The 19,206-nt window shown below is 71.3% G+C and carries 19 protein-coding genes; 6 read left to right on the forward strand and 13 right to left on the reverse strand.

The window, feature by feature from the left end; all coding sequences use genetic code 11:
• The first annotated feature begins 57 nt into the window (after window positions 1–57).
• Window positions 58–273 (forward strand): EF-hand domain-containing protein, encoded by a 216-nt coding sequence (locus ACFC79_RS03185; protein WP_376234423.1) that lies wholly within the window; start codon window positions 58–60, stop codon window positions 271–273.
• Between the two features lie 63 nt (window positions 274–336).
• Here the strand turns inward: ACFC79_RS03185 and ACFC79_RS03190 are convergent, their stop codons facing one another.
• The 3 genes from ACFC79_RS03190 to ACFC79_RS03200 form a co-directional block, all read right to left on the reverse strand.
• The gene (locus tag ACFC79_RS03190) at window positions 337–1,830 is read right to left on the reverse strand and encodes a carboxylesterase/lipase family protein (protein WP_376234425.1); all 1,494 of its coding nucleotides are present in this window, start codon (window positions 1,828–1,830) and stop codon (window positions 337–339) included.
• A 496-nt stretch (window positions 1,831–2,326) separates the two neighbouring features.
• A complete protein-coding gene (locus tag ACFC79_RS03195; RefSeq protein ID WP_376234428.1) occupies window positions 2,327–3,721 on the reverse strand; it encodes an MFS transporter in 1,395 nt (464 codons plus the stop codon).
• Window positions 3,722–3,911: 190 nt separating this feature from the next.
• Window positions 3,912–5,420, reverse strand: coding sequence for a long-chain fatty acid--CoA ligase (locus ACFC79_RS03200; RefSeq protein WP_376234430.1), 1,509 nt, complete (start codon window positions 5,418–5,420; stop codon window positions 3,912–3,914).
• A 429-nt stretch (window positions 5,421–5,849) separates the two neighbouring features.
• Here ACFC79_RS03200 and ACFC79_RS03205 point away from each other — a divergent pair, with 429 nt between their 5' ends.
• The gene (locus ACFC79_RS03205) at window positions 5,850–7,358 is read left to right on the forward strand and encodes a PucR family transcriptional regulator (RefSeq protein ID WP_376234433.1); all 1,509 of its coding nucleotides are present in this window, start codon (window positions 5,850–5,852) and stop codon (window positions 7,356–7,358) included.
• Between the two features lie 10 nt (window positions 7,359–7,368).
• Window positions 7,369–7,917: a hypothetical protein gene (locus ACFC79_RS03210; RefSeq protein WP_376234436.1), complete on the forward strand. Its 549-nt coding sequence runs from the start codon at window positions 7,369–7,371 to the stop codon at window positions 7,915–7,917.
• 304 nt (window positions 7,918–8,221) lie between these two features.
• Here the strand turns inward: ACFC79_RS03210 and ACFC79_RS03215 are convergent, their stop codons facing one another.
• The 3 genes from ACFC79_RS03215 to ACFC79_RS03225 all read right to left on the reverse strand — a co-directional run bounded on the left by ACFC79_RS03215 (window position 8,222) and on the right by ACFC79_RS03225 (window position 10,909).
• Complete coding sequence (locus tag ACFC79_RS03215) at window positions 8,222–9,229, reverse strand: terpene synthase family protein (RefSeq protein WP_376234438.1); 1,008 nt, start codon at window positions 9,227–9,229, stop codon at window positions 8,222–8,224.
• Window positions 9,230–10,263: 1,034 nt separating this feature from the next.
• On the reverse strand, window positions 10,264–10,497 hold the full coding sequence (locus tag ACFC79_RS03220; RefSeq protein ID WP_376234441.1) for a hypothetical protein: 234 nt from the start codon (window positions 10,495–10,497) through the stop codon (window positions 10,264–10,266).
• 103 nt (window positions 10,498–10,600) lie between these two features.
• Complete coding sequence (locus tag ACFC79_RS03225; RefSeq protein ID WP_376234444.1) at window positions 10,601–10,909, reverse strand: hypothetical protein; 309 nt, start codon at window positions 10,907–10,909, stop codon at window positions 10,601–10,603.
• Between the two features lie 333 nt (window positions 10,910–11,242).
• On the opposite strand from ACFC79_RS03225, the gene ACFC79_RS03230 reads away from it, so the two are divergent.
• Window positions 11,243–12,046 carry an ABC transporter permease gene (locus tag ACFC79_RS03230; RefSeq protein WP_376234446.1) on the forward strand — a complete coding sequence of 268 codons (804 nt, stop codon included), beginning with the start codon at window positions 11,243–11,245 and terminating at the stop codon, window positions 12,044–12,046.
• Window positions 12,047–12,048: 2 nt separating this feature from the next.
• Window positions 12,049–12,795 carry an ABC transporter ATP-binding protein gene (locus tag ACFC79_RS03235; RefSeq protein WP_376234448.1) on the forward strand — a complete coding sequence of 249 codons (747 nt, stop codon included), beginning with the start codon at window positions 12,049–12,051 and terminating at the stop codon, window positions 12,793–12,795.
• 136 nt (window positions 12,796–12,931) lie between these two features.
• Here the strand turns inward: ACFC79_RS03235 and ACFC79_RS03240 are convergent, their stop codons facing one another.
• The 7 genes from ACFC79_RS03240 to ACFC79_RS03270 form a co-directional block, all read right to left on the reverse strand.
• On the reverse strand, window positions 12,932–13,795 hold the full coding sequence (locus tag ACFC79_RS03240) for a hypothetical protein (protein ID WP_376234450.1): 864 nt from the start codon (window positions 13,793–13,795) through the stop codon (window positions 12,932–12,934).
• Window positions 13,796–13,924: 129 nt separating this feature from the next.
• The gene (locus tag ACFC79_RS03245) at window positions 13,925–14,317 is read right to left on the reverse strand and encodes a DUF2511 domain-containing protein (RefSeq protein ID WP_376234452.1); all 393 of its coding nucleotides are present in this window, start codon (window positions 14,315–14,317) and stop codon (window positions 13,925–13,927) included.
• An 8-nt stretch (window positions 14,318–14,325) separates the two neighbouring features.
• Window positions 14,326–15,249 (reverse strand): ABC transporter ATP-binding protein, encoded by a 924-nt coding sequence (locus tag ACFC79_RS03250; RefSeq protein WP_376234454.1) that lies wholly within the window; start codon window positions 15,247–15,249, stop codon window positions 14,326–14,328.
• The gene (locus tag ACFC79_RS03255) at window positions 15,246–16,040 is read right to left on the reverse strand and encodes a hypothetical protein (RefSeq protein WP_376234456.1); all 795 of its coding nucleotides are present in this window, start codon (window positions 16,038–16,040) and stop codon (window positions 15,246–15,248) included. Before ACFC79_RS03255 ends, ACFC79_RS03250 begins: the two co-directional genes overlap by 4 nt.
• The gene (locus ACFC79_RS03260) at window positions 16,037–16,678 is read right to left on the reverse strand and encodes a hypothetical protein (RefSeq protein WP_376234459.1); all 642 of its coding nucleotides are present in this window, start codon (window positions 16,676–16,678) and stop codon (window positions 16,037–16,039) included. The genes ACFC79_RS03255 and ACFC79_RS03260 overlap by 4 nt, the downstream gene beginning before the upstream one ends.
• A gap of 195 nt (window positions 16,679–16,873) precedes the next feature.
• The gene (locus ACFC79_RS03265; RefSeq protein ID WP_376234462.1) at window positions 16,874–17,938 is read right to left on the reverse strand and encodes a hypothetical protein; all 1,065 of its coding nucleotides are present in this window, start codon (window positions 17,936–17,938) and stop codon (window positions 16,874–16,876) included.
• Window positions 17,935–18,492: an RNA polymerase sigma factor gene (locus ACFC79_RS03270; protein ID WP_376234464.1), complete on the reverse strand. Its 558-nt coding sequence runs from the start codon at window positions 18,490–18,492 to the stop codon at window positions 17,935–17,937. The genes ACFC79_RS03265 and ACFC79_RS03270 overlap by 4 nt, the downstream gene beginning before the upstream one ends.
• A 340-nt stretch (window positions 18,493–18,832) precedes the next feature.
• Here ACFC79_RS03270 and ACFC79_RS03275 point away from each other — a divergent pair, with 340 nt between their 5' ends.
• A complete protein-coding gene (locus tag ACFC79_RS03275) occupies window positions 18,833–19,003 on the forward strand; it encodes a gallidermin/nisin family lantibiotic (protein ID WP_376234467.1) in 171 nt (56 codons plus the stop codon).
• Window positions 19,004–19,206 lie beyond the last annotated feature (203 nt).

The following is a 19,206-nucleotide window of genomic DNA, read 5'->3' on the forward strand; positions in this document are numbered from 1 at the left end:
ACCCCCTCAACCAGGCACTGGTCAGGCACTGGTCAGGCATGACGAAGGGGCGGAACTGTGGCGGACATCGAGTCGGCGCGCAAGGCGTTCGAGCGGTTCGATCTGAACGGCGACGGACTGATCACGGCCGCCGAGTACAAGAGCGTGATGGCCCAGCTCGGCGACCCGCACGTCACCGAGCCGGTGGCCCAGGCCGTCATCAACGCGCACGACGCCAACGGCGACGGACTGCTGACGTTCGACGAGTTCTGGGCGTCGCGGAACAAGGACTGACGACCGATCGGCACCGGTCCCCGTGACAGGGGGCCGGTGCCGACGGCTTCCCGGTCCCGGTCGTCAGTGCGTCTTCCGGTACGGGGCCCAGCCGCCCAGCTCGTCGTCGCGCGGGGCGTGCACCAGGGCGGGGGCGCCCGGGCCGAAGCCCATCACCGGCCGCGACGCGTCCCAGACCGGCCAGCCCGGGTCGCCCGTGGCGGCGAACCGCACCCACGCCGTGTGCATCGCGTCGGCGAGTTCCTGCGGGGCGTCCCGCCCGGCCAGGGCCACCGCGTCCGGGCGGTCCAGGGCGTCGAAGACGAAACCGATCTCCAGCGCGTGGCAGGCGCCGAGCCCCAGCACGGGGGACGGCCAGCCGAACTCGTACAGACGGGTGCTCCCCGGGGCGCCGACGCGGGCGTCCGCCACCCGGTTCAACGGGACGCGCAGCAGCAGATCCGTGGCGAGCGCCCCGAGCAGCTCACCCGGGGTGGCGCCCGGCCGGTTGGCGCGGTACGTGCGCGCCGTGGCCCGCGGCACCCCGAACTTCAGCAGGGCCAGCCGCAGTCCGGTCCGCGACAGCCTCTCCGTGAGCCCGCTCGGCACGAACCAGAGCCGGTACTCCTCGCTGTTCGACCCCATCAGCAGGTCGACCTCTGACGCGGCACCGTCCAGCAGGGCCGCCAGCGGGTCGCGCGGCAGCAGATCGCCGTCCACCACGATCTGGAACGAATTCCCGCCGGTCAGCGGGGAACCGCCGGCCGTCACCTCGGTCTGCGCGGCCAGCAGCGCTTCCGGATCCACCGCGGCCAGCGCGGCGGCCGTGGCCGGGACCCCCAGCCGCTTGGCGATCAGTTCCGTGGTGCGGCGGGCGGTGTCCGGCGGCAGCGCGTTCGGTGCCCCGCTCTGCAGCACGGCCCGCCGGAACAGGCCCGCGGCGCGCGGCGCGGCCAACAGGGCCGCGATGCTGATCGCCCCTGCCGACTCGCCGCACACCGTGACCAGGTCGGGGTCGCCGCCGAATGCTGCGATGTTGTCCCGCACCCAGGTCAGCGCCGCCAGCTGATCGAGCAGACCGCGATTGGCCGGTGCGTCCGGGAACACCCCGAACCCCTCGATGCCCAGACGGTAGTTGACCGAGACGAGGACCACCCCGTCGCGGGCGAAGGCCGTACCGTCGTACAGCGGCACCGACGACGAACCGTGCAGCAGCGAACCGCCGTGTATCCAGACCAGCACGGGCAGCCCGGCCGCCGCCGGGGACGGCGTCCACACGTTCAGGTTGAGCCAGTCGTCCCCGTCCACCTCCGGGTCGGGCAGCAGCCGGTCCAACGGCGGGGAGTACGGCCGCTTCGGCGCGGTCGGCCCGAACGCCAGGGCATCGCGCACCCCCTCCCAGGGCTCCGGCGGCTCGGGCGCCCGGAACCGGCGGGCGCCGACCGGGGCGGCCGCGTACGGGATGCCGCGGAAGACCGCGACGTCCCGCTCCCACGTGCCGCGCACCTGCCCGTGAGCGGTGCCGACCAGCAGGGACTCCTCATGGACCGGCGATATCGGAGGGGGAACGGCAGACATGGGGCTTCAGTCCTTCCGCGGTGCGGTTCCGGCGAGGCGAGCGCGACGGTCGATGCGCCGGACGGGTGGTGGGTGGGGGAGCCGTCGGGGTGCGGCACCTCCACCGGCGCCGTGATGCGATATGTACCCGGTCCGGGGCCGCTTCGACCCGGACCGGACCGTGCGGGACCGGCATCGCGCCCCGCACGCCGAACCCCGCACGCCGAACCCCGGACGGCGTGCCGAACCGGGAGGCCCCCGCACCCGGGCGCGACCGGTGCGGGTGGGCGCGGCCGAGGTGACGCCCGGCGTGTCCACCAGCAGATCACGGCCGGGCGCGGCCGACCATCCGTGGCGGTACGAGCCGCCGTCCCGGCGTTCCCGGCACTCCTGGTACCTCGGGGCTCCTGGCGCTCCCGGTGCTCCTGGCACCCCGGCGTTCCCGGAACGCGGTGCCGCCGGTGCCCCGATCGACGTGCCGAGCCGGCCCTCGGCTCGCTCGCTCCCCTTCGGCCGGTCACGCGGCGGGGCCCGCAGCCCGCCGCACGGCGAGTTCGTCCGCGATCCGCGCCGAGACCCGGCGGTCCACCGGATACGCCAGGAACACCAGTCCGCCGAGCACGATCAGCGCCAGCGGAATGCCGCCCTGCGCGTAGCGGATGCCGTCCAGCGCCCGTTCCGACTGCTCGGTGTGTGCCACGTAACCGAACAGACCCAGGCAGTACGCGGTGGCCGCGCCGCCCAGCCCGCCACCGGCCTTGGCGGCGAACGAGGCGAGCGAGGCGAGCGCGCCCTCGGCGCGATGCCCGTGCCGCCATTCGACGTAGTCGGTCAACTCGGCCAGCAGCGTGTAGTTGAGGGTGGTCGCCGTTCCCATGCCGAGGCCCGCGAAGGCGAGACAGGCCATGATCGCCGGAACCACGTCGTACGGGGCGAACAGCACCGCGCCGTTGCCGAGCGCGGCGACCACGAGCCCCCCGAGGTAGGCGTGCTTCCCGCCGAAACGGCGCGACAGCACGGGGGCGATGACACTGCCCGCGGCCATCGGGACCATCATCACCAGGGCCGCCACGGTCATCAGGCCCTCCTCTCCCACGTTGTAGAGGAAGTAGAAGGGCATCGTGGCGAGCATGGCCGCACTGGCCGCCGCGGTCGACACCTTCGCCGTCAGCAGCACGGGCACCGGCTTTCCGCCGGTGAAGATCCGCAGCAGGTCGCGCACCCCGTAGCGGTCGGTCCGGGTGGGGCGCACCCGCTCCCGCACACCCAGCGCCGCGGTGGCCGTCAGGGCCACGGACGCGACGGCCAGCAGCGTCGCCCAGACCAGCCAGCCGGTGCGCTCCGAGCCGAACGAACCGACGACCGGCAGCGTTCCGGCGACCACGATCACGCCGCCGGTGAGATAGGTGAAGCCCTTCACCGCGGCCAGCTTCCCGCGTTCCGACCGGTCCGAGGTCATCACGGGCAGCAGGGAGTTGAGCGGGATGTCCATCGTCGGGAAGGCGAGGCCCCACAGCAGGTAAACGATCCAGGCGACGGCCAGCGGTGCGGGAAGCAGCGCCGGGGCGAGGAAGAGCGCCGCGAAACTGGTCCCGCCGAGGACCCCGCCGATGAGCAGATACGTGCGGAACCGCCCGTGACGGGTCTCGGGGAGATGATCGACGGCGTACCCGATGAACGGGTCGACGAGGCTGTCGACGATCCGCACGACCAGGAGCAGGGTGCCGACCGCCGCCGCCGCGAGACCCAGCACGTCGGTGAGGTAGAGCAACAGGAACGAACTGATGGTGGTGGACAGCAGGATGTTGCCGAAGTTGCCCGAGAAGAAGCTCAACTTCTCGCCGGGGGAGGGGCGTTGATCAAAAGGCCCGCGGTCCGCGGGCGGGGCGGCGGGATGTGCGGGGGCGGTCATGGCGGTGTGGCTCCGGTCTTCGTGGGTCAGGGCGTCGGAGAGGTCCCAGGGGGTCGGAGAGGGCCTTGGGCGGCGGGGGATTCCGGACGGACGGGGAGGGGGCCGGGCGGATCAGGAGGGGGCCGGGCGGGTCGGAGAGGCTCCGGGGGCGGGAGGGATTCCGGTCGGATGGGGAGAGGCTCCGGGCGGATCAGGAGGCGGGGTCCACCAGGGCCCGTTTGAGGACCTTGCCGGTCGGACCGAGCGGAAGGGACTGGGCGAACCGCACGATCCGGGGATACTTGTGCCGCCCGAGCCGGTCCCGGGACCAGGTGATCAGATCCTCCTCCGTCACCGCGTCGGCGTCCGCGCGCCGCACCACGACCGCGCAGATCTCCTCACCACGCACCTCGTCCGGCACACCGATCACCGCCACCTCGGAGACCGACGGATGGCGCACGAGCACCTCCTCGACCTCGCGCGGGTAGATGTTGAAACCGCCCCGGATGACCAGGTCCTTCTTCCGATCGACGATGCGCAGGAAACCGTCCTCGTCCCGCACGCCGAGATCCCCGGTGCGGAACCAGCCGTCGACCACGGCGGCGGCCGTCGCCGCCGGATCGTCCAGGTACCCCGCGAAGACGTTGTGGCCGCGCACCACCACCTCGCCGACCTCGCCGTCCGGCAGCAGCACCACGGAGTCCTCCACCGTCGCGTCCGCCACCCCCGTCTCCACCCCCCACACCGGATGGCCGACCGTGCCGGGGCGACGGCCCAGGGCGGGTTGGTTGAACGTGGCGACGGGCGACGTCTCGGTCAGCCCGTACCCCTCCAGGACCTGGGTCGCGAAGGCCGCCTCGAAGCGTTCGAGCACGGCGACGGGGAGCGCGGCGCCGCCCGAGACCGCAGCGCGCAGGCGGTAGCGGCAGGTCGCGTCGATCAGCGCCGCGGGGTTCCCGGCTGCCGCCTCGACGAGCGCGTGGTACATCGTCGGTACGCCCATGAACACGCTCACGCCCTCGGCGGCCATCAGGTCCAGTGCGCCCGAGCCGGTGAAGCGGGGCATGAGGACCAGCGTCGCGCCCGCCCGCAGCGTCGCGTTCATGGCACAGGTCTGCCCGTAGCTGTGGAACAGCGGCAGACAGCCCAGCACCACGTCGTCGGGCCGCAGTTCCAGCAGGTCATGGGCGACCACCGAGGCGTTCATCATGATGTTGAGGTGGGTGAGCAGGGCCCCCTTCGGCCGCCCCGTCGTGCCGCTGGTGTAGAGGATCACCGCCGTGGCGTCCGGGGCCGCGGGTTCCGCCGCCAACAGCGCATCGCCGTCCGTCGGCACGCCGCGTACGGCCCGCACCCCGGCGGCCCGCGCTCCCGCCTCGGCGACCGGCCACAGCGGTCCGTCACTGATCAGCACCGAGGCACCGCTGTGCCGCAGCACGTACGCCACCTCGTCGGCCACCAGCAGCCCGTGCACCGGGACGACCGTCGCCCCTGCGGCGAGCGCCCCGTAGTACGCGTACAGGAAGTCCACAGTGTTCGGCAGCAGCACCGCCACCCGGTCGCCGGGCCGCACCCCGGAAGCCCGCAGCGCACCCGCGCAGCACAGCGCACGGGTCCACAGCTCCCGGTAGGTCAGTCGCGTGCCGGGATCGACGACGGCGACGCGGGCGGGGTGTGTACGGGCCGATTCGCCGAGGACAGAGGCGACGCTGAGAAACATGACACGCTCCGGGAAACATGGCGTCTACAGGGCTGATGCTGCTCAGAATCAGCCGCCACCCCGCCCTCGCACAATGTGCAGATGCCCACCATGTGCGTCACCCACCTGGGCATTGGCCCCTCAAGGTGTACGGAACGCGGCACCTGTCTGAGCATCTGCCTATGTCTCGTGTCTCCGGCCTTCACCCGGAGGGAAGGTTCCGGTGCCGCGGCAGGCGACGTCCGCCCCTGTCGCGACACCCGGCACGCCCCCCGCCGTACCGGCCGGAGGTCCGCGTGTGGTCCGTGTGGTCCGTGCGGTCCGTGCGGTCCCGTGCGAGGACGTCCGGCCGGCGCTCCGGGACACTCCCTCCTCCGCTCGGATGCGAAGCCGCGTGAGGCCGTTCGCCGATCCACCTCCTCGTGCTCCCCAGGTCGTTAATCTTCGGAGATGGCGGAAAATCACCGAGCCGGGAACACGCGCCCCCGCTGTCATGGCGACGAGGACGGCGGGCTGAGACGCGCACTGGCCGTCGCGATCGTCCCGGAGATCGACGAGTTGACCCGGCGGGTCGTCGCCGACATCCACGCACACAGCGCCACCTACGCCTCCGGTGCGCCCGTCAGCCGTGACGACCTGTGGGAGATCTGCCGGGACAATCTCCTGCACGCGCTGGAGGACTTCGGCGGACTGCCGCCCAGCGCAGGCGACTTCGAGCACGCGGCCCGCGAGACGGGACGGCGGCGCGCGGAGCAGAACGTGCCGCTGGACACCGTGCTCCAGGCGTACCGGCGCGGTGGCCGGGTGATGTGGCAGGTGATGGCGGAGCACCTGCGGGCGACCAGGGCGACCAGGGCGACCGGTGCGGCAGGAGCGGCAGGGGCGGAGGGAGCGACCGGGAAGACCCGGGCGGACGGCACACGGCGGACCGGGCGCGCGGCTCGGGCCGGGCACGGGGAACGGGCGGAGGGGCCGGCGGCGACGCACGGGCGGCACCGGGCGAACGGGGACGTCATGGGTGTCGCCGCAGACGATGGTGACACCGAACTCGACATGGCGGGCGCCGTGTGGGAGACCATCGATCGCTACTCCCTCGTGATGGCGGAGTCCTACCGGCTGACCCAGTTGGAGATGCAGGGCCGCCAGGACACCCGTCGCGTCGCGCTCTTCGAGGCCCTGCTCGACGGCCGCGGCAACGACCCAGCCGTCGCCGCGGCGGCCTCCGCCGCGCTCGGTGTGCCCGTCCACGACCGGTACGTCGTCGTCGCCGCCGCCCAGGACCCGGCCGCGCCTCCCAACCCGGCACCCGTGCTCGACGACCACGGCATCTGGTCCTTCTGGCGGCCCCGGTCGGGCCGGTACGCGGGCATCGTGCGGCTCGCCGCAGGGGAAACCGGAGTGCTGATCGACCTGCTGCGCCACCGCACCGGTGCCACCGCCGGGGTGTCACCGGAGTTCGACCGGCTCTCCGGGGCGGGCCCCGCCCTGCGGCTGGCCGAACAGGCCCTGCGCACGCTGCCCGTCGGCAGCGGGGAGGTGGCGGCGTTCGACGACCGGCTGCCGGAGGTCCTTCTCGTGGGACGGCCCGAGATCTCCGAGCGCATCGTCGCCGTACACTTGGGCGCCGTGCTCGACGTCGCCGCCGAACGGGACACACTGCTCGGCACACTCCGGGTCTGGCTCGACAGCGGCTGCTCGGCCGCCCGTGCCGCCGAGCGGCTCTACTGCCACCGCAACACGGTCCTCAACCGGATCGGCCGGATCGCCGAACTCACCGGCCGGTCACCGGACTCGGGCGAGGCCCGGCTCGGCTGGGCACTGGCGCTGAGAACACTGCCGCCGAGCGGCCCGGACGACCGACCGGCCCCGTCGGAAGAGGGCTCGGGCAGCCCCGGCGGTCCGGACGGCGGCCGACCGGACCGGTGGGAGGGCGGAGCCCGGAGCGGAAGGAAGCCGTAGAGTCCCGCGCATGAAGGACATCAGGGAGCAGAGTTCGCCCGAACCCCGTGCCCTCTTCATCAACGGCACGGTCGGTGTCGGCAAGACATCGGTGGCCGAGGGGATCGGAGACCTCCTCGCCGACGCCGGAGTGCCCAACGCCGTCATCGACCTCGACTGGCTGCGCCGGTCGTGGCCGACGCCGTCCGGGGACCGCTTCAACTCCGGCATGATGCTGCGGAATCTGCGCGGCATCGCAGGAAATTACCTCGATGCCGGCGCGGTTCGGCTGGTCCTCGCCGGCGTGATCGAGGGCGCGGAGGACCGGAAACTGTGCAGCGACGCGATCGGAGTCGACTTGTCGGTGTGCCGACTGCGGGCCGATCTGCCCGTCGTCCACCGGCGGCTCGCGCGACGCCACGAGAACGAACCGGAAGCGTTGCGATGGCATGTGGCCAGAGCCGGTGAACTGGCCGCAATCCTCGAACGGGCGGCAGTCGACGACTTCACCGTCGACGCCACCACGCGCTCGGTCGCGCAGGTGGCAGCCGAGGTGGCCGCCGGGGCGGGCTGGCTCTGACACAGCCCTCCTGCCCGCGACGGATCGATGCCGAAGCGCTCGGGGCGGGCGGCGGAGTCGGCATCGGCGGGGCGGCGGCCGGGGCCGAATGGCCCGAGGCCGGTACCGGAGGGGCGGGGATCCTCGGGCCTCCGGTACTGTCCCTCCGCCCGTCCGCCCCTCCTCTACCGCTGCTTCCGTCGGTCCGATCCGATGGGTAGCCGCCCGGCAGCCGGCCTCCTGTCCGCCCGGCCCCCTGCCTGCCCGGCCCCCTTGCCCGCCCGGCCTCCTGGCTGCCCGGCCTCCTGGCTGACCGGGCGGCCGTTCAGGCGGCGAAGAACTGGGACAGTGTCTTCCGTTCGTCGACCTCCACCAGGTCCGGGCGGGTGTAGCGCTCCGCACGGGCGTGGTAGTCGAAGTCGCCCCGGACCAGTCCGCGATAGTCCCGCACGCACTGCTCCAGGGCGGTCCGGGTGGGGCCCTCGATCCCGGCCGCCGCCATCTGCTCGATCAGTTCCCGCTCGGCGCTCCGTACCCGTTCCGCCGTCTCTCCGAGTTGTTTCCCGGCCTCGTCGACGGCCTCTTGGAGGGTGAATCCGTGGTCGCGCTGAATAATCCGGACCGCATTGTGCTCATAACCCAGCAGAGCCTCCTTCTCGAAGGAACAGATGTCATTGCAGAGCCCGGAGTGATCGGTGACGGCATTGCGCAGAGCAATGTACGCGGGAAGACTTCGCGCGGATTCCGGAAGGTCGATTCCGGCGGTGATCTCATGCAGGTCCAGGAAAGGCTGCATGGCCACCGAATCCCGTCGGTGCTTCACGAAATCTGCTCTGCTCAGCACTTGTCCGGCAGCCCGTTGCACGGCCTCCGCGTAATACGTCCACAACCAGGCGACCGTGTCCCGCCGGAACTGCCGGACCCAGCCGGTCGAGCGGTCCAGGTACGTCCGGTCCCGCAGCCCGGCGAGCGCACGCTCCATGGGGCCGCGCGGCGGTCCGCCGTCGAGCACGTCGACCAGCCGTTCGATCGCCGTCTCGCACATGCGCGGATCGCGGCCGGCGGGACCGTCGTCGAACTCGTCGTCGACGAGAAATGCCCAGAAGAGCCACTGGCAGAAGAGATCGAGATGCTGCTGCGAAGCAGTGGGGAAAATGAGAGATATCCAGAGTTCGGGCCTGGTCCGGATCATCTTCTTGCGGGCCGTCGGGGAGAGCACGAGGTCATGGGATTCGGCCCATTCCCAGGTGGCCTGTCTGGTCTCCTCGATGCCGGGATTGCAACCGGCGCTCCGGAACGGCATATGAAACTTTGGCAGCGCAATCTGGCTCATTGGTGCCCCTCGTCGAGATGATGCGGATGAACGGTAGATCGGGCGCTGATCGAATTCACGCGTCGGTGCGGGTACGCATGGCGGGACGGGGTGCCGCCGATGTCCTCCCGCGGACACGGGACTGCCGTGCGGAACGGTGCGGTCATCACTGGTCACTTCTCCTCCGCCGGGGATCGGGGCATCGCGCCGGGCGCGTGGGCCCACACCGGCAAGGGCCCATGGCTCATGACAGCGGCATCACCATGCGTGACCTACAGTCAACCCCCTGTAGACGAGGGAGGGAAGTCATGTGTGACTGAAAATGTGTGACCGTCAGGAGGGAGTGAACGTCTTTGAGTGGTTGGTGGTCTCTTGGCATGCACTTCGTTTCGGCCGCTCCGCCCTCGCCGACCCTTGTGAAAAACGGCTAATTTGTGATGTTGCGGCCTGGCTTCTGATGGCTTCGGGTGCGCTCCGCGGAGCGAATCAGCCGCTCGTGGCCTCGGGGCGCCGGCCGGGCGGCTCCCGCGGGTTCGTCCTCGTGGGGCTGTTCGAACAGAGCTGTCCCGGTCTGCCTGTTCCCGCAGGCAGGCCGGGCAGTCCTCGATCCTCCTGGCAGCGTTCGACAGGCCCACATGGCAGATCCTGTGTGCCGGTCGGTTTCGGACAGCCGACCGGTCCGCGAAACGCGGTGCTGATCAAGTCCCGCAAGAACCGGCGGGGTTGCGAAAACGCGCCGGGTGTCGGCCCCTTCCCGTGCCGGGCACCGGCGCTGCGGCGCGACCGGGTGCGCGTACGGGGAGGGAACGAGCCCGACCCGCGAGGGGCGGTCGAACGGTGCCGATGGACCGCGGCCGGCGTGCGGCCCGGCGAATCCGCGCCGCGCCGCACTCGTTCGACGGACGGGACGCCGACGCGGTCGAACGTACTCCGCCGGGCCCGCCGCCGCATCGGGCGCGCGCCGGGCCGTCGGATCGACGCGTTCGACGACATCCGCGGGGCGCGGGGCGCGGGGCGCTCACGGGCCAGGTGCGGGCAGGACCTCGGGCGCCGGACTACGGCCCGAGGCGCTTCTCCGCCTCGGCCTGCTCGGCAAGCTCGGGGTACGGGTCGTCCTCATCGAGCCCCGAACCGTGAAGAAGGGATACCGACCACGGAATCGGGCACGGCGGAGCGTGGTCGGGATCCGGGCAGAGCAGCCTGGTGATGCGTTCCTTGACTTCTTCGGCCTGCTGCGGAGTGGCGTAGATGCCCAGCCGAACTTCCCAGACACTCGGATTCTCAGGCATTGCTCACGTCCCTGATCGGTGCAAGAAGAGAAAAGAAAGCAAGAGGAAGGAGTGATGGGCCGGAAAAGGGGGCGAAGTATCTCGCCCCCTCTTTTTGCTGAGGCTACCAGGTGCGCTTGGCGTCGCAATGGCGCTTGTAGTGGCCGGCCGGGACCGGGATATTACGTGCCGCGTCGTTGATGGCCGCCTGTTCGGTGTTGCCCGTGCCATCGGCCCGGTCGTAGCCGACGACGTGATTGTCGCTGATGCGGACGATCTGGCACTGCACCGTGGCATGCCAGGTCTTCATGACGGCGAACTCGCGGGTGACGGTCGTACGGGCCGTGCCCGGGACCGCGGAGGCGGTGGGGGCGAGGGCCCCGAGCGCGAGGGCCATGACGCCGACGGCGATCGTGCGGCGGAGTGTCTTCATGGGCGTTCCTCCCTGACGGTGGTGTGGCCGCGTCCGACCGACGGGTCCCGCCACGGTCCCGACGTCCGGCAGCGCTCCCGACACTCCCACTCGGGCGCCGCGGGGTGCCCCTTCCGGCAGTGTGATCGGCAGGTGCTCGGCAGTCGTCCGCCAAGCGTCCTGCTGATGTTCGAAGGCCGTCTGACGAGTCCGGGCCGGTGCCCGAGGACTGCCGATCGGCGCGACGGCCCGGGGAGCACGGCGTCCCCGATCGTGAACCCTGTCGCGAGCCGCCGCTACGTACCTGGTGCGACCGACAGCGGCGCAACCGACAGCGGCAAGGCAGGAGCACATATGGCGTACGACATGGCGGCCCCGCCCCTCCCGGGGCTTCGCGACAACCCTTCGCTGACGACGGTGGTGAGCACGGAACTCGCCCGCAACAAACGAGGCTTCGTTCCCTGGTACCACCTCCTCGCCCCTGTCATCATCACGGTGCCCCTGTTCCTCGGCGCGCTCGGCTCCTCCGAGGCGAAGGCGGGGCAGACCTTCGAGGTGTTCCGCAATGTGACCCTGGAGTTCTGGGGTGTGCTGGTACCCATGACCGCGGGGCTGGCCGCGGCGCTCACGGTCCGTGCCGACCAGGACGCCTGGCGACTGCTGCTCTCGTACGGCGTGCCGCGCGGGCGCTACTTCATCGGCAAGGTGGCCGCCCTGGGGGTGCTGGGTTTCGTCTCCTCCACGGTGCTGCTGGTGATGCTCTCCCTCGGCGCGTTGGCCAGCGGCCGCTTCCCGGGTGCCCTGGGGACGGTGGCCGCGGCGGTGTACCTGCCCTGGCTGGTGGGTCTGTCGATGACGGCACTGGCGGTGCTGGTCGCGGTGGTGTGGGGCATGGGTCCCAGCATCGGAGTGGGCGTCGCAGGTCTGTTGTGCGGGGCCCTCGTCTCGGACAAGGTCTTCTGGTACGCAGTGCCGTTCGCCTGGCCGATGAGAGTGGTGTTGCCGCTCGCCGGTATCGGCCCCAACGGGGTGCCGCTTCCGAAGGACAGCCCGGTGACCGCGATGTCGGCCATTCCGCTTGCCGTGGGCCTGGCCGCCGTGCTGACCGCGCTCCTGCTGGTCATCGGCAGCATGCACATGCGCCGCAAGGAGATCTGAACATGACTGCGACACCGGCCGTTCCCGAAGCCGGGGTGGCCCCGGCGCTCACGATCCGACACCTGCACAAACACTACGGCTCCCACCGCGCTCTGGACGGGGTGGACCTCACGGTCGGGGCCGGAGAGGTCTACGGCCTGCTGGGACCGAACGGCGCCGGCAAGACGACGCTCATGAAGGCCCTGCTCGGCCTGCAACGGCCGACATCGGGAACGATCGAACTCTTCGGTAGGCCGGTCGGCCGCGAGTCGCTTGCCGATGTCGGGGCGCTGATCGAAGTTCCCGGACTGTGGCCGACGCTGACGGCCGACGAGACGCTGAGACTGCACGCCAAGCTGCGTGGCGTGCCGCCGGAATGGATCGATTCGGCGCTGCACCTGGTCAAGATGACCGACGCCCGGGGAAGGAAGGTCGGCGCGTACTCCCTCGGCATGCGCTGGCGGCTGGGCATCGCCGTCGCGCTGCTTGCCAGGCCGAGGCTGATCGTCCTCGACGAACCCACCAACGGGCTCGACCCGGTCGGCATTCGCGAGATGCGCGGAATCATCCGCTCCTTGGCGGATGAGGGAGTGGCCGTGCTGATCGCCAGCCACCAACTGGCGGAGGTCGCCCAAGTCTGCGACAGGGTGCAGGTGTTGGCATCCGGCCGTACGCAGTACGAGGGCCCTCTGGCCGGACTGGCCGTCGACGGAGATGTGGAAGCCGGGTTCTTCCGACTGCTGGAAGCAGCCGACGCGGGCATCCGCTGACCGGCACCACCCACTCGAACACCTGACACCGAGCCGGGCACGGCGTCACCCGGCCCGTGCATCGCTCGGCCGGGGGGCCGGTACAGTCCCCCGGCCCGGCGCCGTGGTCTCCGCGACCTTCGCGCGGCCCTCGGGATCAGGAGGCCCGTGCGGTCATCGGACGACGGGGCCCGAGCTCCGCGCCCAGCGACATCAGTTCCGCACGGCCGGTGACCCCCAGATCGTCGTAGAGCCTACGAATGCGGCGGTACATGGATCGCTCGGAACAGTAGTAATGACGGCGCGCGATCTCGGCCACCGTGATGGGGGTACGGAGCAGGCGGAACAGGTCCGCGTCGTAGGAGGACACTGTGGACTGCGGACGCCCCTCCGGCATGTCGCTCTCACGACCGGCCTTCGCGCCGGTCGGGGGTGCACTGGCCGAGGGCGCACCGGAGGGCGCTTCGCCGTAGTACCGGCAGCGGTGACGGGCGCCCCCCTGCTCCGGCAGGATGCCCTGCGCACCGGAATCCGAGGCCCCGTCGGCGGCCCCGTCGACGGGCATGGCGCCGGTTGTACTGGTTGCGCCGGTTACGGCGATTGCGTCGGCGGCACCGGCTGCTCGATGCGCCCTGAGTTGCGCGTACAGCAGATCACGATGGCACTCGCCGGGAATCGCGAGATTGAGCACGAAATTCGCGCCCGAACGGATCGCGTAATACGTCCGGTATCCCGAGATGTCGTGGGTGACCGCGATGAGCAGGGACAAGGGATGCCGCACCCTCACGGTACGCAACTCCTCGGCCTGGAACTCACTGGTGACCGGTATCAGCACCGGCAGGTCGAGCGCACCACAGGGCGCGGTCAGCCCCCCGACGTCGATGAACTCGATCCGATCCAGGCCGGAACGAAGCATGCCGAGCCGTGCGTGCGGTGGATCGAAGTACGGCTTGAGTCCCGAATGGACCAGGACATGGAGCTCGGCGGCGGTCGATGCGTGCTGCTGCTCGCGTTGGTGCAAGGCGCTGTTCCCCGTAGCGTAGATCCCGGTGGTGGTGGTCCCGCGGTCACTGGGTGACGCCAGGCGTCGGATCACGCGCGTGACGTACCGGTGGCCGCCCGCCGTCGGCCACCGGCCGCCCGCCCGTACTCATCGACCGGCCTTGCAGAGTTTCAGGGTCCTGGTGAGCAGCGTGCCGAGGCTCATCTTGTCCCCACCGTCCCCGGAGAGACGCACCGCTGCCACGTCTTCATAACCGGCCTCCTGCGCACGGTCGTTGAGCGCATAGGTCGTGCCATCGGGAGCGGTGACGACCGCCTGATCGCCCGCACGGCATTCCGCGGTGACATGATCGACCGTCAGTGGCCAGGTGTAGCCGAGGTTCTTCTCGCTGATCTGTTGCTTGGTGGCGGTCGGGCTCGGGAGGGGGACGGGGTCCGTCGTGGCCGGTTCGCTGCGGCCACTGCTCCCGCAGGCGCTGAGTGCCAGGAGTGAGAGACCGGCCAGAGCCGAGGCGGCGGCGCAACGGTGATTCACGGTCATGTGTCTGCTTACCTCACTGTCGGAATGCTGGTGGGGTGGGTGCGGCCGACGGGGCGCGTCCGGCCGTCGGCGCCGAGAAGGGCGGCATATCCGTCTTCGAGCGAGGGCTCGACCGGGCGTGCTCCGGGGGGCGGGTCGGCCGTGACGATGCGGTACTCCGTGCCCGTGGCGGCGGTCACCGCACTCACCACTTCGGCACCGGGCGGCGGGCCTTCGGCGGGCCCGCGGGAACGGCAGACGTAGGTGCATCCCGCGGCCTGGCTCACCAGGGCGGTCGTGGAGTCGTGGAACACCAGGCGACCGGCGGCGAGCACGGCCACCTCGGGGCAGGTCTGGGCGACGTCGTCGAGGATATGTGTGGACAGCAGCACCGTGCGGCCGCGGCCGATGCCCGCGAGCAGTGCGCGGAAACGCATCCGTTCATGCGGATCCAGTCCTGTGGTGGGCTCGTCCACGATCAGCACCGACGGGCAACCCATCAGCGCCTGCGCGATGCCCACTCGCCGCTTCATGCCGCCGGAGAATCCGGCAAGTCGTTCGCCGGCCCGGTCGTCCAGGCCCACCTCGGCGATCCGCTCGTCGACCTGACGACGCCGTTCGCGTCTGTCGTGGATGCCCTTGAGTACGCCGATGTAGTCGAGGAACTCGCGTGCGGTCAGGTCCGGGTAGAGCGACAACTCCTGTGGCAGATAGCCCAGCGTCCGCTTCACGGCGGCGAGCCCGGAACCGGTCGCCAGATCGTGTCCGGCCACCAGGACCCGCCCGGAGGTGGGGCGCAGCACTCCCGTCAGGATGCGCAACAAGGTCGTCTTGCCCGCGCCGTTGGCACCCAGCAGCCCGACGGTGCCGCTCTCGATGTGGAGGTCGACGGCGTCCAGTGCGCGGAGTCCACCGGGGTGGACCTTCGTCAGTTTCTCCGTGGTGATGTTCATGATGCTCCGTGTCGTCGGATGCGGGCGGCGAGGTGGCCGAGCACGTAGCAGGTGGCGGCCATTCCGAGGACGAGGACGACGTTCAGCAGTGCCGCCGCGTCGTCGGCCTCGGGGCGCAGCGTCCCGGTGCCCTGGCGGGCGGCCCACACCTCGGGGGCATGGGCCCAGGCGACCAGGGGGTAGCCGCCGAGCGGGGAAAGGACCGTACCGGTCGGCGTGGGCAGCGGCGAGAAGGCCGGTGGGAAATGACAGGCCCACAGCCACACCACGACCGTGACCGCGCGCGCCGCCGCCACGGGCAGCAGCACCCCGAGGAGTCCGGTGAACGCGGTGATCAGGAGGGCCGCCGGTACGATCGCCGTCCCCAGCGCGACCACCGCGGATGCGATCGGGGCGACGGAGCCCCCGACCGCCGAGAACACCGCGGCGTACAACAGGAAGAGGCCGGCGACCGGTGCCAGGGCGGTCAGCAGCGGGCCGCCGAGCATTCCGGCGGTACGCGGCAGCACCCCGGCGGGAGTTGCGGCCAGCAACTCGGCCATGCCCCGGGCTTCGAGGCCGAGGCGCAGCCGGTCGGCCAGCGCGATGCCCACACCGAGCGTGCAGAAGGTGTTGACGACCACCGCGGCCGCTCCGGCTCTGGCGGCGGGATCACCGTGCCCGCCCACGACGGGCGAGGTGGTCACCAGCAGAAGGCTCAACAGGACCAGCGGCAGCACCGCGCCCCATACGATCTTTCGACGGGCCGTCATCAGGGCCTCGTAGCGCAGGGTCCACAGCAGAGCGGTCATTCATGCCTCCCGGGGGCCGAGGTGCGTGGCGCCATGGCCGAGCCGGGTACCGGGTGCCTGCCCGGGCGCAGTGCGCGGAGCGCGAGTGAGAGCAGCCAACCACCGGCCAGCAGTGCGGGAACCGCCTGTGCGGTCCCCTCGGGGACCACCCGGTCGACCAGCAGCAGCTTCGCCAGGACCGCCGCGACGATCAGCCCGGCCGCAGGTGCGGCCGACCCCGTCCGTACCGTCGCCCAGATCGCGGCACCGCTCAGCAGCGTGGTCAGACCGGACAGCTCCAGCAGCGTGGTGAGGGGGCCCGGGTGGTGGCCGGTCGCAGCCACCAGCGCCACCAGGGCCAGGGCCGCGATCGCCGTCACGGACGCGGGCCATGCCAGGCGGCGGGCGACCGTACGCGGATAGGGCGTGGGCAGGGACAGATGAAGCTCCACCATCGGCTCCCGTGCCAGCACGGCCGCACATGCCAGGGCGGCGGCAGTCGGGAGCGCACAGCTCAGCAGCGCGCGGTCGAGCACCACTCCCGCGCCGGAGCCCGTGGCCACTGCGGTGAAGGCGAGGAGCGCGGCCAGGACCGGCAGCAGGAACGCCTGCCGTCCGCAGCGCCGTGCTTCGTGGACCCACCAGGGTGGAGCGGTCATGGTGCTGTTCCTCCCGTTGTTCCCCTGTCTCCCGATACACCCCGTACGTAGCGGTCCGGCCCGGGACGGTTCACACCAGGAATCGGAATCAGCCGCGCGGGCCATGTCTGCGGGGCGTACGGCTCCTGTTCGTGGGTGCCGTCGGCGCCGCGATCGGACGGGATTCGTCGTCCGGCAGACTCTTCCGGCCCCGATTCAGGAAGGGGCGGGCTCGCCGAACGCACGCATGGTGCCGACTGCCCATGCCAGCAGGACCGCGGCCGCCGCGAGCGTCCACGGTGTCGTCGAGAGCAGTGCGTCCAGCAAGGCGTCGACCGGTGTGGTCAGCAGCCCGTGCGGGCCGCCCACCACGCCCAGGAACCACAGCACTCCTCCCGCCGCCGCGCCCACCGGAGGCGAGAACCGGACGGACAGCGCGAGGGCGAGGGACGCCGCCAGCAGTGACTCGCCGAGCCAACTCGCCACCACCGTCCACCAGCCGGGCCCCCGTACCAGCGCGGAGCAGCCCATCGCGAGCGCCAGGTCCACGCAGAGGACCGTCGCCAACCGGGCCAGGAAGACCGCCGCCGGCGACACCGGAAGGGTGAACAACAGCTCGCGTCTGGGGTCCCGGCGCGGCGAGGCCACGAGCAGCGCTCCGATCAGCACGGAGAGGACGACCGCCGCGCCGAACAATCGCAACCCGGGCCGCTCCTGCACCCGGGCCGACGCCACGAGGGCCGCGACGACCAGGCACACCGCGCTCAGCGGGGCCCACATCCTGGGCATCAGCACGAGCTGGCGGGCAGCCAGTTGCCAGGCCGTCCGCCAGGGCCGGGCGAAAGCCGGGGCAGGGACGGTGCCCGCGACCGGTGCGGGCGAGCAGGCGGTGCCTGCGGCAGGTCCCGGCCGGGACGCGGGCTCCGGCACGGCGCGGACTCCGGCGACGCCTTCGCGCCCGTCGACGGGCGGTCGACCGACGGGGCGTCGCCGCGCGGCGGCCTTCCGACCCGAGCGCGGCTCGTCCGGGAGCCCGGAGAGACGAGCGGTCCCGCCGACGGGCGCGGCAGCGGTCGGCAGGGCCCCCAGCAGGGCGTCGAAGGACGGCACGGACACCGCTTCCTCCTCCGCCTCGGCGCGCACGGCGCATGTGATGTCCTGCCAAACTGCCAATCTTCTGCGGCAGTCGGCGCATGCGTCCAGGTGCCGACCGCGGTGCTGGTCGACGGCTCCGGAGCGTGCCAGACATGCCAGGACGTCGTCCGTGAGGTGATCACTCATAGTTGTCCCGATCCTTCCAGCCGCGTGGCGGCGAGCATGTTGCCCAGCCGCCTTCGCGCGTGGGACATCCGGCTCTTGACGGTCCCCACCGGAATGGCGAGCGCGGTGGCCACCTCCGGGTAGGTCATCTCCTCGAACAGCACCAGTGCGAGTACCTCGCGCAGATGCTCGGGGAGGGCGCGCAGGGCCGCCCGCAGAGCGGTGTGTTCGGACTCCCTCACGATCTGGTCCTCGACGCCGGGCGCGCTGTCCGGCACGTCCCGAGCCTCCGACAGGTCTGCCCACTGCGGCCGTGATCTGCGGAGTTGGTTGTGCGCCTGGCGTCTGGCCACGCCCATCAGCCAGCCCCGCACGGAGGATTCGCCCCGGAACCCCGTCGCCGAGCGCCAGACGGCCAGCCAGGTCTCCTGCAGGATCTCCTCGGAAACGCCCTGGTCCGAGGTGAGTCTGCGGATGAGTCGGAGCATTGCGCCGGCATGCCTCTCGTAGAGGGTCCGCAGGGCGGTCTGGTCGCCGTGGGCGACGGCGGATAGCAGGGCTTCGTCCGAGCACACACCTCGTACGTATCAAGAAAGCCCGGAACGGTTCACCGTCCGTCGCTGCCATCGAGGAATTTTCAGCCGGGCGAGTGGTGTGCGGGCCGTGTGCCACCGGACCGTCTGGTAGTGGGGGCGGGCCCCGCGTCGGCGGACCCGTCGTACGGGGCGCACGGCGGCGTTCCCGGCCCGGGGCCCGGCCCGCAGGACTGCCTGCCGGGACTGCCAGGACTGCCAAGCGGGAGTGAACCTATTGAACGGTGGCGGACGGCCATGGATCGTGAGTACGTAGGTCACAGTCCGTGACCGTCTATTCGGTTTCCGTGAAGGAATCCGAGGGAGCCCCGAGGAGTTCAGCATGGCAATCAAGGCCATCCCGCTGTCGGAGAACGAAACGAATCTGTTCGACCTCGACCTGGAGATCGGCGTGGAGCAGTCCGTCGCCGGCCCCGCCGTCACGAGCGTCTCCTACTGCACGCCCGGCTGCACCAGCGAGGGCGGCGGCTCCGGCTGCAGCCACTGCTGTTGACGGCGTGTGTCCGCGGGTTCGGGCGGCGACGACCCGGGCCCACGGACTGTCGGCGACCCCGCCCGTACGGGAGCGGCCCGGGAGGGCGGGCGCGGGACGGGAGGGCGGGCCCGGCGCGAACAGGCGGGACGGCGAAGCGCGGGACGTGAGCGGGCGGGACAGGAAGAGACAAGAGAGAAGGGGGACTTCGGTGAGGGAGTCGC

The sequence above is a fragment of the Streptomyces sp. NPDC056061 genome (assembly GCF_042266885.1).
GTDB lineage: Bacteria > Actinomycetota > Actinomycetes > Streptomycetales > Streptomycetaceae > Streptomyces.

Bases quoted from the DNA above. Each gene is read 5' to 3' on its own strand.
- ACFC79_RS03190 (WP_376234425.1), bottom strand. From the start codon at position 1,830: ATGTCTGCCGTTCCCCCTCCGATATCGCCGGTCCATGAGGAGTCCCTG.
- ACFC79_RS03195 (WP_376234428.1), bottom strand. From the start codon at position 3,721: ATGACCGCCCCCGCACATCCCGCCGCCCCGCCCGCGGACCGCGGGCCT.
- ACFC79_RS03200 (WP_376234430.1), bottom strand. From the start codon at position 5,420: ATGTTTCTCAGCGTCGCCTCTGTCCTCGGCGAATCGGCCCGTACACAC.
- ACFC79_RS03205 (WP_376234433.1), top strand. From the start codon at position 5,850: ATGGCGGAAAATCACCGAGCCGGGAACACGCGCCCCCGCTGTCATGGC.
- ACFC79_RS03210 (WP_376234436.1), top strand. From the start codon at position 7,369: ATGAAGGACATCAGGGAGCAGAGTTCGCCCGAACCCCGTGCCCTCTTC.
- ACFC79_RS03215 (WP_376234438.1), bottom strand. From the start codon at position 9,229: ATGAGCCAGATTGCGCTGCCAAAGTTTCATATGCCGTTCCGGAGCGCC.
- ACFC79_RS03220 (WP_376234441.1), bottom strand. From the start codon at position 10,497: ATGCCTGAGAATCCGAGTGTCTGGGAAGTTCGGCTGGGCATCTACGCC.
- ACFC79_RS03225 (WP_376234444.1), bottom strand. From the start codon at position 10,909: ATGAAGACACTCCGCCGCACGATCGCCGTCGGCGTCATGGCCCTCGCG.
- ACFC79_RS03230 (WP_376234446.1), top strand. From the start codon at position 11,243: ATGGCGTACGACATGGCGGCCCCGCCCCTCCCGGGGCTTCGCGACAAC.
- ACFC79_RS03235 (WP_376234448.1), top strand. From the start codon at position 12,049: ATGACTGCGACACCGGCCGTTCCCGAAGCCGGGGTGGCCCCGGCGCTC.
- ACFC79_RS03245 (WP_376234452.1), bottom strand. From the start codon at position 14,317: ATGACCGTGAATCACCGTTGCGCCGCCGCCTCGGCTCTGGCCGGTCTC.
- ACFC79_RS03250 (WP_376234454.1), bottom strand. From the start codon at position 15,249: ATGAACATCACCACGGAGAAACTGACGAAGGTCCACCCCGGTGGACTC.
- ACFC79_RS03255 (WP_376234456.1), bottom strand. From the start codon at position 16,040: ATGACCGCTCTGCTGTGGACCCTGCGCTACGAGGCCCTGATGACGGCC.
- ACFC79_RS03260 (WP_376234459.1), bottom strand. From the start codon at position 16,678: ATGACCGCTCCACCCTGGTGGGTCCACGAAGCACGGCGCTGCGGACGG.
- ACFC79_RS03265 (WP_376234462.1), bottom strand. From the start codon at position 17,938: ATGAGTGATCACCTCACGGACGACGTCCTGGCATGTCTGGCACGCTCC.
- ACFC79_RS03275 (WP_376234467.1), top strand. From the start codon at position 18,833: ATGGCAATCAAGGCCATCCCGCTGTCGGAGAACGAAACGAATCTGTTC.